This is a genomic window from Luedemannella helvata (assembly GCF_039528415.1).
In the GTDB taxonomy this organism is placed as follows: domain Bacteria; phylum Actinomycetota; class Actinomycetes; order Mycobacteriales; family Micromonosporaceae; genus Luedemannella; species Luedemannella helvata.
Genome location: NZ_BAAALS010000015.1, coordinates 107,141 through 124,101, shown reverse-complemented (window position 1 = coordinate 124,101; position 16,961 = coordinate 107,141). Strand labels below are relative to the sequence as shown.

Sequence of the window (16,961 nt, the reverse complement as noted above, 5' to 3'; positions counted from 1 at the left end):
GGGAAAGGGCCACGATCCCCCGCTACGACGCGCGCTCGCTGCGGGTGGCCCCGGCGGTCAGGGCACCGTGAGGATGACCGGACCGTCCGCGGTGATGGCCACGGTGTGCTCGGCGTGCGCCGCCCGGCTGCCGTCCACCGTGACGATCGTCCAGCCGTCGTCGGCCGTGGCGCACCGCCGCCCGCCGCCGGCCATGAGCATCGGCTCGATCGCGATGACGAGGCCTTCGACGAGGGGCCGGCCCCGGCCGGGGCGGCCGGTGTTGGGCACGTCCGGTTCCTCGTGCATGGCCGTGCCGATGCCGTGCCCGCCCATCCCGGCGGGCAGCCCGTACCCGTGGGACTCGACGAGCTGCTGGATCGCGCGCGAGATGTCGCCGATCCGGTTGCCGGGGCGGGCGGCCGCGATGCCGGCGGCCAGCGCCTCCTCCGCGGTGGCCGCGAGGTGTGCGGACGCGTCGTCGATCGTGCCGATGGGCACCGTGACGGCCGCGTCGCCGTGGTACCCGTCGACATGGGCGCCGCAGTCGATCGAGAGCAGGTCACCCTCGACGAGGGCCCGCCGGGTCGGGATGCCGTGCACGATCTGGTCGTTCACCGACAGGCACACCACCCCCGGGTACGGCGTGGGCGCCCACGCCGGGTGGTACCCGAGGAACGACGGCTTCGCGCCGGCCTCGGCGATCACCGCGGCGGCCAGCTCGTCGAGCTCGATCAGGCGTACCCCGGGCCGCGCGGCGGCCGCCACCGCGGCGAGCGCCCGGGCCACGACCCGGCCCGCCTCGCGCATGGCCGCGATCTCCGCGGCCGACTTCAACGTCACCATGCCGAGTATTTTAATACCAGGATTACAATCGACGCATGGTGCGTACCCCCCTGACCGCCGAGGAGCGCGAGCGCGGCCTCGCCCTCGGCCGCACGCTGCAACGGGCCCGCGGCGCCCGCAGCGCCGCCGAGGTGGCGCTCGCCGCCGGGATCTCGCTGGACACCCTGCGCAAGATCGAGCGTGGGGCCATCGCCACGCCCGCCTTCTTCACGGTCGCGGCGCTGGCCCGGGTACTCGACATCGATCTCAATGACCTGGCGGACCTGCTGTCCCCGCCCCAGGAGGCCCTGGCCTCGTAGGGCGCCGCGGGCTAGACCTCGACGACCGTGGGGACGATCATCGGACGGCGCCGGTAGGTCTCGTTGACCCAGCGGCCCACGGTGCGGCGCACGACCTGTTGCAGCTGGTGGACGTCCGTGATGTTGTCCTCGGCCGCGCGGTTGAGCGCCTCCGTGACCAGCGGCAGGACCGCGTCGAAGACGGCCGGGTCCTCGGAGAAGCCCTTCGCCGAGACCGTCGGGCCGCCCACGACCTTGCCGGTCACCGAGTCGACCACGACGGTCGCGGAGATGAAACCGCCGTCACCGAGGATGCGCCGCTCGGTGAGCAGGCTCTCGCCCACGTCGCCGACGGCCAGCCCGTCCACATACACGTAGCGGCTCTTCACGTGGCCGACCACGGCCGCCTTGCCGTCGACGAGGTCGACGACGTCGCCGTCCTCGCAGAGCACGACGCGCTCCGGGTCCACGCCCGCCTCGACGCCCAGCCGGGCGTGCGCGCGCAGGTGGCGCCACTCGCCGTGCACCGGCATGAAGTTGCGCGGCTTGACGACGTTGAGCAGGTAGAGCAGCTCGCCGGCCGGCGAGTGGCCGGACACGTGGACCTTCGCGACGTCCTTGTGCACGACGAACGCGCCGGCGCGCGAGAGCTGGTTGATGACCCGGTAGACCGCGGTCTCGTTGCCGGGCACAAGCGAGCTGGCCAGCACGACCGTGTCGCCCGCGCCGACCGAGATGTGCCGGTGGTCGCCCGTGGCCATGCGACCCAGCGCGCTCATCGGCTCGCCCTGCGAACCGGTCGACATGAGCACGATCTGGTGGGGCGGCAGGTTGGTGGCGTCGTCGAGGCCGACGACCAGACCGCCCGGGATGCGCAGCAGCCCGAGGTCGCGCGCGATGCCCATGTTGCGCACCATGGAGCGGCCGATGAAGGCCACCTTGCGCCCGTGCGCGTGCGCGGCCTCCAGGACCTGCTGCACGCGGTGCACGTGCGAGGCGAAGGACGCCACGATGATGCGCCCGGTCGCCTTCGCGAAAATGGAGTCGAGGACGGGGCCGATCTCGCGCTCCGGGGTCACGAAACCGGGGATCTCGGCGTTCGTCGAGTCGGACAGCAGCAGCGCCACGCCCTCGGCGCCGAGGCGGGCGAAGCCCGCGAGGTCCGTGATGCGCCCGTCGAGGGGCAGCTGGTCCATCTTGAAGTCGCCGGTGTGCAGCACCGTGCCGGCCGGCGTCTTGATGGCGACCGCGAGCGCGTCCGGGATCGAGTGGTTGACCGCGAAGAACTCGCAGGCGAACGGCCCCAGCCGCTCCCCCTGGCCGGCGTCGACCGTCAGCGTGTAGGGCTCGATGCGGCGCTCGGCGAGCTTCGCCTCGACCAGCGCCAGGGTGAACCGCGAGCCCACGATCGGGATGTCCGGCTTGTGCGCCAGTAGGTAGGGCACCGCGCCGATGTGGTCCTCGTGCCCGTGGGTGAGCACGATCGCCTGCACGTCGTCGAGGCGGCCGAGGATCGAGGTGAAGTCGGGCAGGATCAGGTCGACGCCGGGCTGGTCCACGTCCGGGAACAGCACGCCGCAGTCGACGATCAACAGCTTCCCGTCGTACTCGAAGACGGTCATGTTGCGGCCGATGGCGCCCAGCCCGCCCAGCGGGATCACCCGCAGCCCGCCCTTCGGCAGCGGCGGGGGCGCGTCAAGGTCCAGATGTGCCTCTGTCATGCCGTGGTCCCCCGCTCCAGCGGCAGGCCCGCGTCGGCGCAGTCGGCGCGCAACTGCTCGACCTCGGCCTCGGTCGCGTCGATCAGCGGCGAGCGCACCGGCCCCGCCGGCAGGCCGATCTCGTTGAGCCCGGCCTTCACGAGGATGGTCCCCGGCGCGCGGAAGATCCCGGTGAACAACGGCAGGAGACGCCGGTGCAGGTCGAGCGCCGTCGCCACGTCACCGTCCGCGTACGCCTCGATCATGAGCTTGGTGAGTACGCCCGTGAAGTGCGTCGACGTGCCCACCACCCCGACGGCGCCCACCGACAGCATCGGCAGGGTCAGCGAGTCCTCGCCCGAGTAGAACGCCAGGTCGGTGCGCTTGAGCACCCACGAGGCGGCGGTCAGGTCGCACTTGGCGTCCTTGACGGCCACGATGCGGTCGTGCTCGGCGAGGCGCACCAGGGTCTCGGTGGCGATGGCGAGGCTGGTGCGGTGCGGAACGTCGTAGACCATCACCGGCACGCCGGTCGCGTCGGCCACGGCGGTGAAATGGCGCAGCAGGCCCGCCTGCGGGGGCTTGTTGTAGAACGGCGTGACGACGAGCAGCCCGTGCGCGCCCGCCTTCTCGGCCGCGCGGGCCAGCTCGATCGTGTGCTGGGTGTCGTACGTGCCGACCCCGGCCACCACCTGCGCGCGGTCGCCCACGGTTTCCAGGACGACGCGCAGCAGCGCGTCCTTTTCGGCGTCGGTCGTGGTCGGCGACTCGCCGGCGGTGCCACTGATGATCAGAGTGTCGTTGTGCTGATTGTCAACGAGGTGGGCGGCCAGCCGCGCGGCGCCGTCGAGATCAAGGGCGCCGTCGTCCCGCATGGGGGTGACCATGGCGGTGATCAGGCGGCCGAACGGCCGCGGCGCGTCGATGGCGTGCGTCATGCACATAAACCTAGCGGACCCTCGCCCGCGCCTCGGGGCCGTATCGGCGACTGTGGGCAACCGTCGCGGCCCGCCCGCGTGGGCGCGCCGCGCCGCATTTTCGGCACCGACCGCGCGACACGAGGTTTTGTCCCGAATGAGGCCGCCCCAACAGCCGAAACCTGCTGCTCGCCGGGGGTCCACCACCGGCGCGTAACTGTCTGGTAACGGACAGCCGTCCGCGTCAGCCCTCGTGGGCCAGCGGGCTGGCCGCGATCTCCGTGCCGTCCGGCAGGGAGGAGATCGTGAAGTCGGCGAAGACGTTCGGCGCCACGTTCTTGAGCTGGCGCAGGCACTCCACGGCGAGCTCGCGGATCTCCACGTCGGCGTGCTCGGTGGCGCGCATCGCGATGAAGTGCCGCCAGGCCCGGTAGTTGCCGGTCACCACGATGCGCGTCTCGGTCGCGTTGGGCAGCACCGCGCGCGCGGCCTGCCGGGCCTGCTTGCGACGCAGGGTCGCGTTCTCCACCTCCGCGAAGCGGTTCTCCAGGCCCGCGAGCAGGTCGTTGTACGCCTGCACGCTCGCCTCCGTCGCAGCCACGAACAGCTTGTGCAGTTCCGGGTCGTCCGCGATCACGTCCGGCTCGATCATGGCCGCCTGCCGTTCCGGCACGTACCGCTGGGACAGCTGCGAGTACGAGAAATGGCGGTGGCGGATCAGCTCATGGGTGAACGAGCGCGACACCCCGGTGAAGTAGAACGTCACCACGCCGTGCTCCAGCACGGACAGGTGGCCCACCTCGAGGATGTGCGCGAGGTAGCCGGCGTTGGTCGCCGTGGCCGGGTTCGGCTTGGACCACGACTGGTAGCACGCGCGGCCGGCGAACTCCGCCAGCGCCTGCCCGCCCTCGGCGTCCGTCGACCACGGCACCCCCGCCGGCGGATCGAAGTGGGTGTATCCAATGAGCGTCACCTGCGGCTCGACCATCTCCGGCATGGCGACACAGTAGCCCGCCTGGCCAGAGGACCTCTATCCGGCACGCACCCTCCCACAGCCCGGACACGTGACGCCAAAGTGCCGTTGTGATGACGCCATGGATGATGTCATGATGGCGTCATGGATCTGACGACGTACCTCGAAGGTCTGCGCCGCGACCTGAACGCGGCGGCCGCCCCGGGAGGGCCCGAGGTGGCCCGCGCGGCGGACCTGATCACGGGCGCACTCGAGGCTCCGGCCCGGCTGGTGCTGCTGGAGGCGCTCACGGACGCGGCCGCCGAGATCACCTCGCGGCTCGACGGACCGAGCGTGGAGGTTCGCCTGCGGGGCCGCGACGCGCAGTTCGTGGTGACCCCACCGGCCGCGACCCCGCCCCCGGCCGCGCCGCCGGAGTCCGGCGCTGACGGGGCCGCGCCGAACGCGACCCCGCCCACCGGCGCCCCGGAAGCCGAGACGGGCGACGTCGCCCGCATCACCCTGCGCATCCCCGAAGGGCTCAAGGCCGCCGTGGAGCGCGCCGCCGCGGCCGAGGGCGTCTCGGTCAACACCTGGCTGGTACGGGCGGTCAACGCCGTCCTCAGCGGCCCGCCGCCGATGCCGCCGCCACCCGGCGGCTGGGGCCCCGGGCCCACCCCGCCCCCCGGCTGGCCGGGCGGCCCGCAGTGGCCGGGCACCCAGTGGCCGGGCACCGGCCGCGCCACCCATGGGCCGGGGCACCACGTCACCGGCTACGCCCAGGCCTGAGGAAACGAGGAGCGAACCATGACCGCCCATCACAACCAGTACGAGTTCCCGACCGCGTCGCCGCTGACCGCCGTGGTGAAGCTCGGCGCGGGCCTGATCACCGTGACCGCCGAGGAGCGCGCGAGCGCCGGCGTCACGGTCACCCCGATCGACGACAACGAGGCCGGCCGCTCCGCGGCCGAGCGTACGAAGGTGGAGCTGCGCGGCGACGAGCTGCTCGTCGAGGCGCCCGACCTCGCGGGCGGCTGGCCGCTGCGGCGCGGCGCGAAACTGCGCGTGGAGGTCCGGATGCCGGTGGGCTCGTCCCTGCGGGCCCGCTCGGGCTCCTCGGACGTCCGCTGCGAGGGCCAGCTGCGCGACGTGAGCCTGCAGAGCGGCTCGGGCGACCTGACCCTCGGTGAGGCCACCGGCGAGGTGTCGGCGACCACGGGCAGCGGCGGCGTCAACGCCGGTACGGTCGGCGGCTCGCTGCGCGTGATCACCGGTTCCGGCGATGTCGCGGCCCGGTGGGTCGGCGAGGCCCTGTCGGTGAACAGCGCCAGCGGCGACGTGTCCGTCGGCGAGGTCGCCGGCAGCGTCAACATCAAGTCGGCTGCCGCCGAGGTGCGCCTCGGCGCGGTCCGCGCCGACGTGAAGATCAATACGGCGAGCGGGGACGTGGTGCTCGGGGTGCCGGCGGGCACGCCCGTCTGGCTGGACCTGCATTCGCTGTCGGGCGACGCGCGCAGCGAACTCACCCCGACCGGCGCGCCCGCCTCCGGCCAGCCCGTCCGCCTGCAGGTGCGCTCCCTGAGCGGCACCATCCGCGTCCACACGGCGGTCCCTACGGCCGCGTCCTGACCGCGCCGCGTCGTGGGGGTCGGCCCCGTTCCCGGGGACCGGGTCGGCCCCCTCGACCCCGGCGCGCTAGACGTACAGCCAGGTGAAAGGCGCCCAGGGCAGGTTGCGCAGGACGGTGAACACCATCCAGATGCCCAGGAAGATGGCCACCACCTTGGACGTGATGCGCGGCGCGGGCAGCGTGCGGCCGAACGCGGCCTGCGCGAACCACGCCACGTAGATCCAGACGATGAACGGCGCCGCGAACACCGCGAGGGCGTGGTGGCGGGCGGCGGCCGGCAGGTTGGCGTGCATCAGGTAGTAGAACGCGCGCGTGCCGCCGCAGCCGGGGCAGTCGAAGCCGGTCGTCAGCTTGATCACGCAGGTGGGCATGCTGGACGCGTTCGAGTCCGTGGGGTCGGTGGCGAGCACCAGTGCCGCGCCGCCCGCGAAGCACGCGGCCACGCCGACCGGGCCGGCCCAGCCGGGCAGCCAGTTGACGAAACCGCTCACGGCGCGGGCGAACCGGCCCACGGGTGGTGCCACGTACTGCGGCATCGGATAGGCGCCCGCGTAGTGCTCGTGGTCGTGGTGTGGGGAGCCCGCGTCGGGGGCGCCGGAACCACCGCCGGCCAGCGTCTGCGTCACGCCCTACACCGTACCTCCCGATCGCCGCAGTGCGGCCGCGAGCGCCGGCGCGAGGTCACCCGCCTCGGGCGGGGCGATCTCGCCCAGTTCGAGCCACGCGGCGAGGTCGCCGAGCGCCCGGGCGAGCGCCGGCGCCACGTCGGCGACCGGCCGGCCGGGCTCCAGCCAGGCGCCCGGCACCCGCAGCACGCCCGCGCGCCGGTCGGCCTTGAGGTCCACCCGGGCGACCAGCCCGTCGCCCAGCAGGAACGGCAGCACGTAGTAACCGTGCACCCGCAGGTGGGCCGGCACGTAGATCTCGATGCGGTAGAAGAAGTCGAACAGCCGCTCCGTGCGGTCGCGCTCCCAGATCAGCGGGTCGAACGGGCTCACCAGCGTGGCCGCGTTGATCTTCCGGGGCAGCTTCGCGTCCGCGTACAGGTACGCCCTACGCCGCCAGCCGGCCACCGTGACCGGTCGCAGCGTGCCCTCCTCGACCAGCTCGGCGACCGCCCGCCGGGCGCCCTCGACCGGCAGCCGGAAGTAGTCGCGCAACTCGACGTCCGCGGCCACCCCCAGCGCCGCCGCGGAGATCCGCATCAGTTCCCGGTACGCGTCCGCGTCGCTGGGCGTGGGCGTGTCCAGCACGGCCTTCGGCAGGACGCGCTCCGTCAGGTCGTACCTGCGGGCGAAGGCGCCGTCGCGGGTGGCCGCCGAGATCTCTCCGCACCAGAAGAGGTATTCGAGGGCGTGTTTGGCCTCCGACCAGTTCCAGCCCCAGTCGGTCTTCGGCCGGCGGGCGTCCTGCTCGACCTCGGCGGCCGTCACCGGCCCCTTCTCGGCCACCTCGTCGCGGACCCAGCGGACGAAGTCCGGCCGCTCGGTGGCGATGCGGCGCATGCCGCCCCACGCGTCGTCGCGGGCCCGAGCCATCCGCCAGCGCAGCAGCGGCTGCAGCGTCACCGGCAGCAGGGACGCGGCATGCCCCCAGTACTCGAACAGCTCGCGCGGGCGGCGGTAGGCGGCGTTGTCGAGCAGCGTGGTCGGATAGGCGCCCAGCCGGCTGAACAGCGGCAGGTAATGCGCGCGCTGCAGGACGTTGACCGAGTCCATCTGGATCACGCCGGTGCGCCCGACGACGCGGCGCAGGTGCGCGCGGCCGGGTGTCCCGGTAGGGCGGCGGTCGGCGAACCCCTGGGCGGCCAGCGCGATGCGCCGGGCCTGGGAGAGCGAGAGGGAGTCGGACATCGCCAGCAGGCTAGCCGCCGGGTCCGACACAGGGCCGCTACGGGCGCTGAGCGACCGTCCGCGGGCGCGCCACGACCGGTTCGAGGACCTCGATGTCCGCGACACGCTCGGCGGTCGCGCGCACCGGCAGGCCGACGAGCAGGGCGAGGCTGGCCCAGACGTACGCGTTGGACAGCAGCCAGCCGACCGGGGTGTCGTACGCGTCGCTGAACTCCCAGACGAGGCGGCTGCACAGCAGCACGTACACCGCGCCGAAGAAGGCGAGCAGGCCGGCGCGGCGACGGGTGGTGGTCGCCGCGGCGGCGCGGTCGATCAGCAGGACCAGCGCCGGGCCGAGCCAGACGAGGTGGTGCACCCAGGTCACCGGGCTGATGAGGCAGCCCAGCACGCCGGTGAGCGCGAACCCGGTGAGCTCGTCGCCGGCCGCGACGGCGCGCCGGCAGCGCACGGCCCACACCGCGAGGCAGGCGAGGACGAGCAGCCCCCACAGCGCGGTCGAGGGGTGGTCGGGATTGAGCCGGGCGACCGCGCCCTGCAGCGACTGGTTGGAGATGAAGGCCAGGTCACCGACCCGGTCGGTGTTCCAGAGGGCCTCGGTCCAGAACACCATCGACATGTCGGGGGTCACGACGGCGGCCAGGACCGTCGCGCCGGCCGCCGTGGCGGCGGCCACGATGGCGGCCCGCCACCGCTTCGTCACCAGCAGGTACACGATGAAGATGCCCGGGGTGAGCTTGATCGCGGTGGCCAGCCCGATGCCGACGCCGGCCCAGCGTCGCCCGCGCGCCACGCCCAGCAGCAGGTCGGCGCCGACGAGCGCGAGCAGCAGCAGGTTGACCTGCCCGAAGTTGACCGTCTCGCGGACCGGCTCGACCGCGATGGTCAGCGCGGCCGCGAGCCCGAGGGCGTACCAGGGGGTCCAGCCTTCGCGGCGCACCGTGGGTGACAGCAGCCACCAGAGCACGAGCAGGGTCGCGGGCACGGTGGCGGTGACGCTGACGACCTGGGTGGCCGTCAGGCTGAGCAGCGCCATGGGCGACATGACGAGGGCGGCGAACGGCGGGTACGTGAAGCCGTAGTAGCTGTTGGGCACGACGAAGTCGTAGAGCGGGCCCTGCCCGGACACCCAGTAGTTGATCGCGCCGTAGTAGACGCGCAGGTCGAAGAAGCCGTGCCGGGCGGACGCGACGGCCGCGAAGGCGCCCGCGATCAGGGCCAGACCGACCACCGCGGTCACCCGCCGCCACGCCATCGACCCCTCCCTCCTGCTCCCGCGCCGTACCCACGCCCGTAGGCTCACCAATCATGGCGCTCGGGTATGTCCGCGACGCGCGTCCCGACGACGCCGGCGAGATCGCGCGAATTCAGCTCAGCACATGGCGGCACGCCTACAAGCGGATGCTGCCCCGGCGGGTCCTCGACGAACTGGGCGAGGAGTGGATGGCGCAGCAGTGGCTGGCCGCCATCACCGAGCCGCCGTCGCCGCGCCACCGCGTGCTGGTCGCGGTGGAGCAGGCTCAAGGATCTTACCTGGTCGGCTTCGCGGCCTCGGGCGACGCCGACGAGGCGGCGCTGGCCCCCGACGAGGCGCTCGAGGACCTCGGCCCAGGTGTGGTGTCCATCACCGACCTGCTGGTCGAGCCCCGCTGGCAGCGGCGTGGGCACGGCAGCCGGCTGCTCGCCGCGAGCGCGGACCTGTGGCGCGAGGACGGCTTCACCACGGCGTTGGCGTGGGCGTTCGACGCGGACGTCGCGATGCTGCGCTTCCTGGAGTCGGCCGGCTGGGCGCCGGACGGGACCACCCGCGCTCTTGACGTCGACGACCTGCTAGTGCCGCAATCACGACTGCATGCGGGCTTAACGTGAAGCATCTGGCAAGCTGATCAGCCGTGAAGACCCGCAGAGCCATCCGCACCGGCGCGGGCGCGCTAGTCGCCGCCGCCGTTCTGTTTGTCATGACCGGATGCATGAAGATGAACGTCGACTTCAAGATCGAAGGCGACTACGTCAACGGCACCATGATCATGGCTGTCGACAAGAAGCTCGCCGCCATGAGCGGTCAGACCGAAGATCAACTCGTCGACGAGATGACGAAGGACGCCCCGGACGAGCCGGGCGTCACCAGCGAGAAGTACGACGACGGCACGTTCGTCGGGAAGAAGTACATCTTCGACAAGACGCCGCTGGACAAGATGTCCGACAACTCGGACGCCGACGAGTTGAAGATCGTCCACGACAAGGCCGCCAAGACGTACACCGTCACCGGCACGATGGACCTGACCGAGATCAAGAACGACGATCCCACCACAGCGGCGATGATGGGCTCGCTCGACATCAAGATCGCGATCACGTTCCCCGGCAAGGTTCGCGAGCACAACGGTGAGCTGAACGGCACCACGGTCACGTGGAAGCCGAAGGCCGGCGAGAAGACCGAACTCAAGGCCGTGGCGGAGGAGGCCTCCGGGCTCGCCGCGCTCACCGGCGGCTCCTCCTCGAACACGACGCTCATCGCGGCCGCGGTCGGCGGCGGCGTCCTGCTGCTGATCATCATCATCGTGGTGATCGTGCTGCTGAGCCGCCGCAAGAAGCAGCCCGCGTACCCGACGGACGCCTACGGCGCGCAGGCCGGGTACCCGGCGCCCGCCCAGGGCGGCTACCCCGGTTCCCCCGGCGGCTACCCCGCCCCGACCGGCTCGCCCGCCGGCTACCCGACGGCCCCGCAGCCCGGCGGCTACCCCGCTCCGGGTTCCCCGGTGGCCCCGCAGTCCGGCGGCGGCGTCTACGGCGGCCAGCAGGGCCAGGGCTACCCGCAGCCGCAGCAGCCGAACTACCCGCCGCAGCAGCCGCAGTACCCGCCGCAGCAGGGTCAGGGCTACCAGCAGACCCAGCCGTACCAGCCGCCGCAGCAGGGCGGCTGGCCGCCGAACCAGCCCGGCGCGTGACGCAACGCTGACGACGAGGGGCCGGTGGCGCGATCGCGCCACCGGCCCCTCGTCATTCGGGCTAGAGGCCGAGCAGCGGCCCCAGCCCCACGGTGAGCCCCGGCCGCCTGGTCGCCGCGCGGACGGCCAGCAGCACCCCGGGCATGAACGACTTGCGGTCGTACGAGTCGTGCCGGATGGTCAGCGTCTCCCCGCCCGTGCCGAAGAGCACCTCCTGGTGGGCGACGAGCCCGGTGGCGCGCAGCGAGTGCACCCGCACGCCGCCGACGTCGCTGCCGCGGGCGCCGAGCATCTCCTCTTTGGTGGCGTCGGGCACCGGGCCCAGGCCGGCCTCCTCGCGCGCCGCCGCGATCAGCTCCGCCGTACGCAGGGCGGTGCCGCTCGGCGCGTCCACCTTCTGCGGGTGGTGCATCTCGACGATCTCCACGGACTCGAACCAGCGCGCCGCCCTGGCGGCGAACTCCATCATGAGCACGGCGCCCACCGCGAAGTTCGGCGCGATGATCACGCCGAGGTCGGGTTTGTGGGACAGCCACTGGCGGACCCGCTCGTAGCGCGTCTCCGTGAAGCCGCTCGTGCCCACGACCACGTTGATGTTCTGGTCGATGCACCAGTGCAGGTGATCCATGACGATGTCGGGCGTGGTGAAGTCGATGACCACGTCGGCGCCGGCGTCGGCGATGTTGAACAGCCAGTCGCCGGCGTCGACCATGGCCACGAGCTCCAGGTCGGGCGCGGCGTCCACCGCGCGGCACGCCTCGGCGCCCATGCGGCCGCGCGCGCCCAGGACGCCGACGCGGATGGGCTCGGCCGGTTGCAGTTCCTCAGTCACCGGCCCAACCTATCGGAAAGGCCGCGCGGAGCGACTCAAGCCTTCCAGCCCGCCGACTTCGCGAGCTCGAGCGCGTACTCCGGCATCCACTGCCCGGCCGCCGGGCCGCCGTTGCACTCACCGTCGGACTCGCCCACGACCTTCACCCACAGGTACGCGTCGGCGTTCTTGTACTTCGTCTTGCCGGTCGGCTTCGCCCCGAGGGCGCGCCCGGGCGGGTTGCACCACTCCCCGCTCGCGCCATTGCCGTTGCGGCTGGTGTCGATGACGTACCCGTGGTCGCCGGGCAGCATGGCCGCGAGCGATTCGCCGTACTCACCCGACTTGGCGGTGGTGACGAAGTTGGAGACGTTGAGCGCGAAGCCGCGCGCCTCGGCCACACCGGCCTTCTTCAGCCGCGACGCCATCTCGCCGGCGCTGAGCCAGTTGGCGTGCCCGGCGTCGAGGTAGGTGACGGCGCCCGTGCGCGACAGCCTGTCGACCGCGTGCCTGAGGTTGGCGTAGCGGGCCTCCACGTCGCCGCACAGCTGCGCGAGCGCGTCCGGTTCGAGGATCACCACGGCCTTGTCGGAGCCGACCCCGGCGGCGAACTTCGTGATCCACGTCTTGTACGCCGCGTCGCTGGCGGCGCCGCCGCCCGAGTGCCCACCGCAGTCGCGGTGCGGCATGTTGTAGGCGACCAGGACGGGCACGGCACCCTGCGCTTTGGCCGCGGAGATCACCGTGCGCACGTCGCCGGTCGGGTCGGCGTTCCACTCGCCGAACCAGATGGCCACCGGTGTCGACGCCATCTGCCGCATGATGGCGGCGTCGGCCGGGCGGCCGGCCTCCCACGCGCGGGCCTGGCCGGCGGCGTTGTCGTTGGGCCCGTAGAACCTGACGCCCGCGAGCGGGTTGCCGGACGCGGACGCCGAGGCCTTGGGACTCGCTGACGGCTTGGCGCTGGCGGAGGGTCTGGCCGTGCCGGACGGCGCCGCCCCGGACGTCACCGGGCCACCCGTCTCCGACGCGGCCGTGCCGGGCGGCACGGGGTCCGAGCCCGTGGTGAGCACCACGACGACCGCCGCGGCCAGGAGGGCGAGCGTGGCTGCCACGCCCAGCCACATGCCGGGCGGGTGACTCGGCTTGCGCCGGTGCGAGGCGACCCTCCGCTCGGTCGGCGGGGGCGACTGCCGGGTCAGGGTCACGGATCTCCCGAGGGGTGGGGGCACCCACAGGTTACAGGTCGGGCAGCGAGGACCCGATCGCGGCAAGGGACATGGGGCGGGTCAGCACCTCGGCGGCGACCGCGCGCACGTCGTCGGGCGTGACCGCGTCGACCCGCGCCAGCAGGTCGTTGACCGACAGCAGCTCGTCGTAGAGCATCTCGCTCTTGGCCAGCCGGGTCATCCGCGAACCGGTGTCCTCCAGGCCGAGCACCAGCGCGCCCTTGAGCATCCCCTTGCCCCGGCGCACCTCCTCGTCGGTGAGCCCGTCGGCCGCCACGGCGGCCAGCTGCTCGCGGGCCAGGGCGAGCACCTCGTCGACCTTGCCCGCCGCGCATCCGGCGTACACGCCGAACAGGCCGCTGCCGGAGTACTGCGCGGTGTAGGAGTAGATCGAGTACGCCAGCCCGCGCTTCTCGCGGATCTCCTGGAACAGCCGCGCCGACATGCCGCCACCGACCACGTTGTTGAGGACGCCCAGCGCGAAGCGCCGCTCGTCGTCGCGGCTCAGCGCCGGGCACCCGAGGAGCACGTGGGCCTGCTCGGTGTCCTTCTCGCGGACGAGCACCCGCGGGGCCGGGGACTGTTCGGGCGCCGGGTCGGCGCGACGCGGCAGCGGGGCGGCCGGGGCGGCGAACCGGTCCGCGCGGCCGATCACGTCCTCGACCAGGCGTACGACGGTGTCGTGGTCGAGGTTGCCCGCGGCCGCGACCACGAGAGCCGGACCCCGGTAACGCTCCTCGTAGAAGTCCAGAATGGACCGCCGGCTCATCGCGCCGATGGTCGTGGGCGTGCCGGAGACGAGCCTGCCCAGCGGGTGCTCGCCGTAGACGGCCTCGGCGAACAGGTCGTGCACCTCGTCGTCGGGCTCGTCGTCATGCATGGCGATCTCTTCGAGGATCACCCCGCGCTCGGTCTCGACGTCGGCCGCCGCGAGCACCGAGTCGGTGAGCAGGTCGCCCATGACGTCGATGGCCAGCGGCAGGTCCGCGTCCAGGACCCGGGCGTAGTAGCAGGTGTACTCCTTCGTGGTGAAGGCGTTGGTCTCGCCGCCGACGGCCTCGATGGTCGACGAGATGTCCAGGGCGGTGCGCCGGCGGGTCCCCTTGAACAGCAGGTGCTCCAGGAAGTGCGAGACGCCGCCCAGCTCGGGCGACTCGTCGCGCGACCCGATCGGCACCCACATGCCGACCGACACGCTGCGCATCGCCGGGATGGCCTCGGTGAGCACGCGCACGCCGTTGGGCAGCACGGTGCGCCCGACGGTCCCGCCGAGCCGGTCGTCGCCACCCATGCTGTCGTGGGCGCGCGCATTGCCGGCAGGACCGCGGCGGGCGCGGTCGAAAGACCGCGCCCGCCCCGTGCTGCTGATGTCGCCGCGGGAAACCCGCACTGTGTCCTACTCCCTGACCTGGTACGTGTGACTAGCTGTGCCGGGTGCGACGGCGGCGCTCGCCGCCCTCGTCGCCCTCGCCACCCTCCCGGGGGGCACGCTCCTCGCGCGGACCACGGTCCTCGCGCGGGCCGCGGTCGCCACGGGGACCCCGGTCGCCGCGGTCGCGGTCGCGCGGGCCACGGTCGCCGCGGTCGCCACGCTCGCGGGCGGGCCGCTCCGCGCCCTCGGGCGCGGGCGCGCCCTCCGGCCGCACCTTGTCCAGATAGATCTTGCCGCGCGAGTCGATCTCGGCGATCTCGACCTCGACCTTGTCGCCGACGTTGAGGAAGTCCTCGACCTTCTCCACCCGCTTGCCGTCGCCCACCTTGGAGATGTGCAGCAGGCCGTCGCGGCCCGGCATCAGCGAGATGAAGGCGCCGAACGCGGCCGTCTTCACCACGGTGCCGAGGAAGCGGTCGCCCACCTTCGGCAGGGTCGGGTTGGCGATGGCGTTGATCCGGTCGACCGCCGCCTGGGCGCTCGGGCCGTCGGTCGCGCCGACGTAGATCGTGCCGTCGTCCTCGATGGTGATGTCGGCGCCGGTCTCGTCCTGGATCGCGTTGATCATCTGACCCTTGGGCCCGATGACCGCACCGATCTTGTCGACCGGGATCTTGACGGTGGTGACGCGAGGCGCGTAGTCCGACATGTTCGCCGGCGCGCCGATGGCCTCGCTCATCACGTCGAGGATCGCCTGACGGGCCTCGTACGCCTGCTGCAGGGCGCCGGCCAGCACGTCCGACGGGATGCCGTCGAGCTTGGTGTCCAGCTGCAGGGCGGTCACGAAGTCGCGGGTGCCGGCCACCTTGAAGTCCATGTCGCCGAACGCGTCCTCGGCGCCGAGGATGTCCGTCAGCGTCACGTAGGTGGTCTTGCCGTCGACCTCGTCGGAGATGAGGCCCATGGCGATGCCGGCGACCGGCGCCTTGAGCGGCACGCCGGCGCTCAGCAGCGCCATCGTGCTGGCGCAGACCGAGCCCATGGACGTCGAGCCGTTGGAGCCGAGGGCCTCGGACACCTGGCGGATCGCGTACGGGAACTCCTCGCGCGTGGGCAGCACGGGCAGCAGCGCCCGCTCGGCCAGCGCGCCGTGGCCGATCTCGCGGCGCTTCGGCGAGCCGACGCGGCCGGTCTCACCCGTGGAGTACGGCGGGAAGTTGTAGTTGTGCATGTAGCGCTTGGTCTTGGCCAGGCCAAGGGTGTCAAGGGTCTGCTCCAGGCGCAGCATGTTGAGCGTGGTGACGCCCAGGATCTGGGTCTCGCCGCGCTCGAAGATGGCTGAGCCGTGCACCCGCGGCAGCACGCCGACCTCGGCGGTCAGCGGACGGATGTCGCGCAGGCCGCGGCCGTCCATGCGGATCTGCTCGCGCAGGACGCGGGCCCGGACCTCCTTCTTGGTGACCGACCGGAACGCCGCGGTGATCTCCTTCTCGCGACCCTCGAACTGGGGCGCGAGCTGCTCGAGCACCCGCTCCTTGATCCGGTCGAGCGCCTCCTCGCGCTCCGCCTTGCCGGCGATCTTGAGGGCCTCGGCGGTCTCGGCGCGGGCCGCGGCGTCCACGGCCGCGAACACGTCGTCCTGGTAGTCCAGGAACACCGGGAACTCGGCGGTCGGCTTCGCGGCCACGGCGGCCAGCTCGTCCTGGGCGCGGCACAGCTCACGGATGGCGGGCTTGGCGGCCTCCAGGCCGCTCGCCACGACCTCCTCGGTCGGGGCGGTCGCGCCGCCGGCCACGAGGTTGACCGTGTGGTCGGTGGCCTCGGCCTCGACCATCATGATCGCGACCTCACCGTCGGGCAGCGTGCGGCCGGCCACGACCATGTCGAACGTGGCCCGCTCCAGCTCCTCGTTGGTCGGGAAGGCGACCCAGGTGCCGTCGACGTGCGCGACGCGGGTGGCGCCGATCGGGCCGGAGAACGGCAGGCCCGACAGCTTCGTCGACATCGAGGCGGCGTTGATCGCCACGACGTCGTAGGGGTGGGCGGGATCCAGCGCGAGGACGGTGCAGACGACCTGGACCTCGTTGCGCAGGCCCTTGACGAAGCTGGGACGCAGCGGCCGGTCGATGAGCCGGCAGGTGAGGATCGCGTCCTCGCTGGGCCGGCCCTCGCGGCGGAAGAACGAGCCCGGGATGCGGCCCGCGGCGTACATCCGCTCCTCGACGTCGACCGTCAGCGGGAAGAAGTCGAACTGGTCCTTCGGGTGCTTGCCGACCGTGGTCGCCGAGAGCACGACGGTGTCGTCGAGCTGCGCGAGGACGGAGCCGGCGGCCTGCCGGGCGAGGCGGCCGGTGGAGAACACGATCTCGCGGGTGCCGAACGACCCGTTGTCGATGATCGCCTTGCTGTGCTGGGTGCCGAGATTGGTCTGCTCGGTCATGTGTGGATGAAC

General features: G+C 72.5%; 16 protein-coding genes. 5 read left to right on the top strand and 11 right to left on the bottom strand.

What is annotated here, in order from left to right; translation table 11 throughout:
• Nucleotides 1–57: 57 nt before the first annotated feature.
• A complete protein-coding gene (map, locus tag ABD191_RS16725; RefSeq protein ID WP_344082590.1) occupies nucleotides 58–825 on the bottom strand; it encodes a type I methionyl aminopeptidase in 768 nt (255 codons plus the stop codon).
• A 35-nt stretch (nucleotides 826–860) separates the two neighbouring features.
• Between map and ABD191_RS16720 the strand changes: the two genes are divergently transcribed.
• Nucleotides 861–1,124 (top strand): helix-turn-helix domain-containing protein, encoded by a 264-nt coding sequence (locus ABD191_RS16720; RefSeq protein WP_344082588.1) that lies wholly within the window; start codon nucleotides 861–863, stop codon nucleotides 1,122–1,124.
• A gap of 11 nt (nucleotides 1,125–1,135) precedes the next feature.
• Here the strand turns inward: ABD191_RS16720 and ABD191_RS16715 are convergent, their stop codons facing one another.
• The 3 genes from ABD191_RS16715 to thyX all read right to left on the bottom strand — a co-directional run bounded on the left by ABD191_RS16715 (nucleotide 1,136) and on the right by thyX (nucleotide 4,708).
• Nucleotides 1,136–2,824 (bottom strand): ribonuclease J, encoded by a 1,689-nt coding sequence (locus ABD191_RS16715; RefSeq protein ID WP_344082586.1) that lies wholly within the window; start codon nucleotides 2,822–2,824, stop codon nucleotides 1,136–1,138.
• Complete coding sequence (gene dapA / locus ABD191_RS16710) at nucleotides 2,821–3,741, bottom strand: 4-hydroxy-tetrahydrodipicolinate synthase (protein WP_344082584.1); 921 nt, start codon at nucleotides 3,739–3,741, stop codon at nucleotides 2,821–2,823. The genes ABD191_RS16715 and dapA overlap by 4 nt, the downstream gene beginning before the upstream one ends.
• A 223-nt stretch (nucleotides 3,742–3,964) precedes the next feature.
• Nucleotides 3,965–4,708, bottom strand: coding sequence for an FAD-dependent thymidylate synthase (thyX, locus tag ABD191_RS16705; protein ID WP_344082668.1), 744 nt, complete (start codon nucleotides 4,706–4,708; stop codon nucleotides 3,965–3,967).
• A 129-nt stretch (nucleotides 4,709–4,837) separates the two neighbouring features.
• On the opposite strand from thyX, the gene ABD191_RS16700 reads away from it, so the two are divergent.
• Together ABD191_RS16700 and ABD191_RS16695 are read left to right on the top strand one after the other, a co-directional pair.
• Nucleotides 4,838–5,461 (top strand): toxin-antitoxin system HicB family antitoxin, encoded by a 624-nt coding sequence (locus tag ABD191_RS16700; protein ID WP_344082582.1) that lies wholly within the window; start codon nucleotides 4,838–4,840, stop codon nucleotides 5,459–5,461.
• A gap of 18 nt (nucleotides 5,462–5,479) precedes the next feature.
• Entirely contained in the window at nucleotides 5,480–6,301 is an 822-nt protein-coding gene (locus tag ABD191_RS16695) for a DUF4097 family beta strand repeat-containing protein (RefSeq protein WP_344082580.1), read from the top strand.
• 66 nt (nucleotides 6,302–6,367) lie between these two features.
• Here the strand turns inward: ABD191_RS16695 and ABD191_RS16690 are convergent, their stop codons facing one another.
• The 3 genes from ABD191_RS16690 to ABD191_RS16680 are packed head-to-tail and all read right to left on the bottom strand — an operon-like array spanning nucleotide 6,368 to nucleotide 9,407.
• On the bottom strand, nucleotides 6,368–6,928 hold the full coding sequence (locus ABD191_RS16690; RefSeq protein WP_344082578.1) for a DUF2752 domain-containing protein: 561 nt from the start codon (nucleotides 6,926–6,928) through the stop codon (nucleotides 6,368–6,370).
• 3 nt (nucleotides 6,929–6,931) lie between these two features.
• Nucleotides 6,932–8,155 carry a winged helix-turn-helix domain-containing protein gene (locus ABD191_RS16685; RefSeq protein ID WP_425560733.1) on the bottom strand — a complete coding sequence of 408 codons (1,224 nt, stop codon included), beginning with the start codon at nucleotides 8,153–8,155 and terminating at the stop codon, nucleotides 6,932–6,934.
• Nucleotides 8,156–8,192: 37 nt separating this feature from the next.
• Nucleotides 8,193–9,407, bottom strand: a complete 1,215-nt coding sequence (locus ABD191_RS16680; protein ID WP_344082576.1) for a glycosyltransferase 87 family protein — start codon at nucleotides 9,405–9,407, stop codon at nucleotides 8,193–8,195.
• A gap of 53 nt (nucleotides 9,408–9,460) precedes the next feature.
• Here ABD191_RS16680 and ABD191_RS16675 point away from each other — a divergent pair, with 53 nt between their 5' ends.
• A complete protein-coding gene (locus ABD191_RS16675) occupies nucleotides 9,461–10,021 on the top strand; it encodes a GNAT family N-acetyltransferase (RefSeq protein WP_344082574.1) in 561 nt (186 codons plus the stop codon).
• 23 nt (nucleotides 10,022–10,044) lie between these two features.
• Nucleotides 10,045–11,097, top strand: a complete 1,053-nt coding sequence (locus ABD191_RS16670; RefSeq protein ID WP_344082572.1) for an LppM family (lipo)protein — start codon at nucleotides 10,045–10,047, stop codon at nucleotides 11,095–11,097.
• A 61-nt stretch (nucleotides 11,098–11,158) separates the two neighbouring features.
• On the opposite strand, the gene dapB is transcribed toward ABD191_RS16670, so the two are convergent.
• The 4 genes from dapB to ABD191_RS16650 all read right to left on the bottom strand — a co-directional run bounded on the left by dapB (nucleotide 11,159) and on the right by ABD191_RS16650 (nucleotide 16,949).
• Nucleotides 11,159–11,929 carry a 4-hydroxy-tetrahydrodipicolinate reductase gene (gene dapB, locus ABD191_RS16665; protein WP_344082570.1) on the bottom strand — a complete coding sequence of 257 codons (771 nt, stop codon included), beginning with the start codon at nucleotides 11,927–11,929 and terminating at the stop codon, nucleotides 11,159–11,161.
• A gap of 35 nt (nucleotides 11,930–11,964) precedes the next feature.
• Nucleotides 11,965–13,116 carry a glycoside hydrolase family 6 protein gene (locus ABD191_RS16660; protein WP_344082568.1) on the bottom strand — a complete coding sequence of 384 codons (1,152 nt, stop codon included), beginning with the start codon at nucleotides 13,114–13,116 and terminating at the stop codon, nucleotides 11,965–11,967.
• A 31-nt stretch (nucleotides 13,117–13,147) separates the two neighbouring features.
• Entirely contained in the window at nucleotides 13,148–14,428 is a 1,281-nt protein-coding gene (locus tag ABD191_RS16655) for a M16 family metallopeptidase (RefSeq protein ID WP_344082566.1), read from the bottom strand.
• A gap of 130 nt (nucleotides 14,429–14,558) precedes the next feature.
• Entirely contained in the window at nucleotides 14,559–16,949 is a 2,391-nt protein-coding gene (locus ABD191_RS16650; protein WP_344082564.1) for a polyribonucleotide nucleotidyltransferase, read from the bottom strand.
• Nucleotides 16,950–16,961 lie beyond the last annotated feature (12 nt).

What these genes read in the sequence shown, in the direction of transcription:
- map (WP_344082590.1), bottom strand. Translation starts at nt 825, where the DNA reads ATGGTGACGTTGAAGTCGGCCGCGGAGATCGCGGCCATGCGCGAGGCG.
- ABD191_RS16720 (WP_344082588.1), top strand. Translation starts at nt 861, where the DNA reads ATGGTGCGTACCCCCCTGACCGCCGAGGAGCGCGAGCGCGGCCTCGCC.
- ABD191_RS16715 (WP_344082586.1), bottom strand. Translation starts at nt 2,824, where the DNA reads ATGACAGAGGCACATCTGGACCTTGACGCGCCCCCGCCGCTGCCGAAG.
- dapA (WP_344082584.1), bottom strand. Translation starts at nt 3,741, where the DNA reads ATGACGCACGCCATCGACGCGCCGCGGCCGTTCGGCCGCCTGATCACC.
- thyX (WP_344082668.1), bottom strand. Translation starts at nt 4,708, where the DNA reads ATGGTCGAGCCGCAGGTGACGCTCATTGGATACACCCACTTCGATCCG.
- ABD191_RS16700 (WP_344082582.1), top strand. Translation starts at nt 4,838, where the DNA reads ATGGATCTGACGACGTACCTCGAAGGTCTGCGCCGCGACCTGAACGCG.
- ABD191_RS16695 (WP_344082580.1), top strand. Translation starts at nt 5,480, where the DNA reads ATGACCGCCCATCACAACCAGTACGAGTTCCCGACCGCGTCGCCGCTG.
- ABD191_RS16685 (WP_425560733.1), bottom strand. Translation starts at nt 8,155, where the DNA reads ATGTCCGACTCCCTCTCGCTCTCCCAGGCCCGGCGCATCGCGCTGGCC.
- ABD191_RS16680 (WP_344082576.1), bottom strand. Translation starts at nt 9,407, where the DNA reads ATGGCGTGGCGGCGGGTGACCGCGGTGGTCGGTCTGGCCCTGATCGCG.
- ABD191_RS16675 (WP_344082574.1), top strand. Translation starts at nt 9,461, where the DNA reads ATGGCGCTCGGGTATGTCCGCGACGCGCGTCCCGACGACGCCGGCGAG.
- ABD191_RS16655 (WP_344082566.1), bottom strand. Translation starts at nt 14,428, where the DNA reads ATGGGTGGCGACGACCGGCTCGGCGGGACCGTCGGGCGCACCGTGCTG.
- ABD191_RS16650 (WP_344082564.1), bottom strand. Translation starts at nt 16,949, where the DNA reads ATGACCGAGCAGACCAATCTCGGCACCCAGCACAGCAAGGCGATCATC.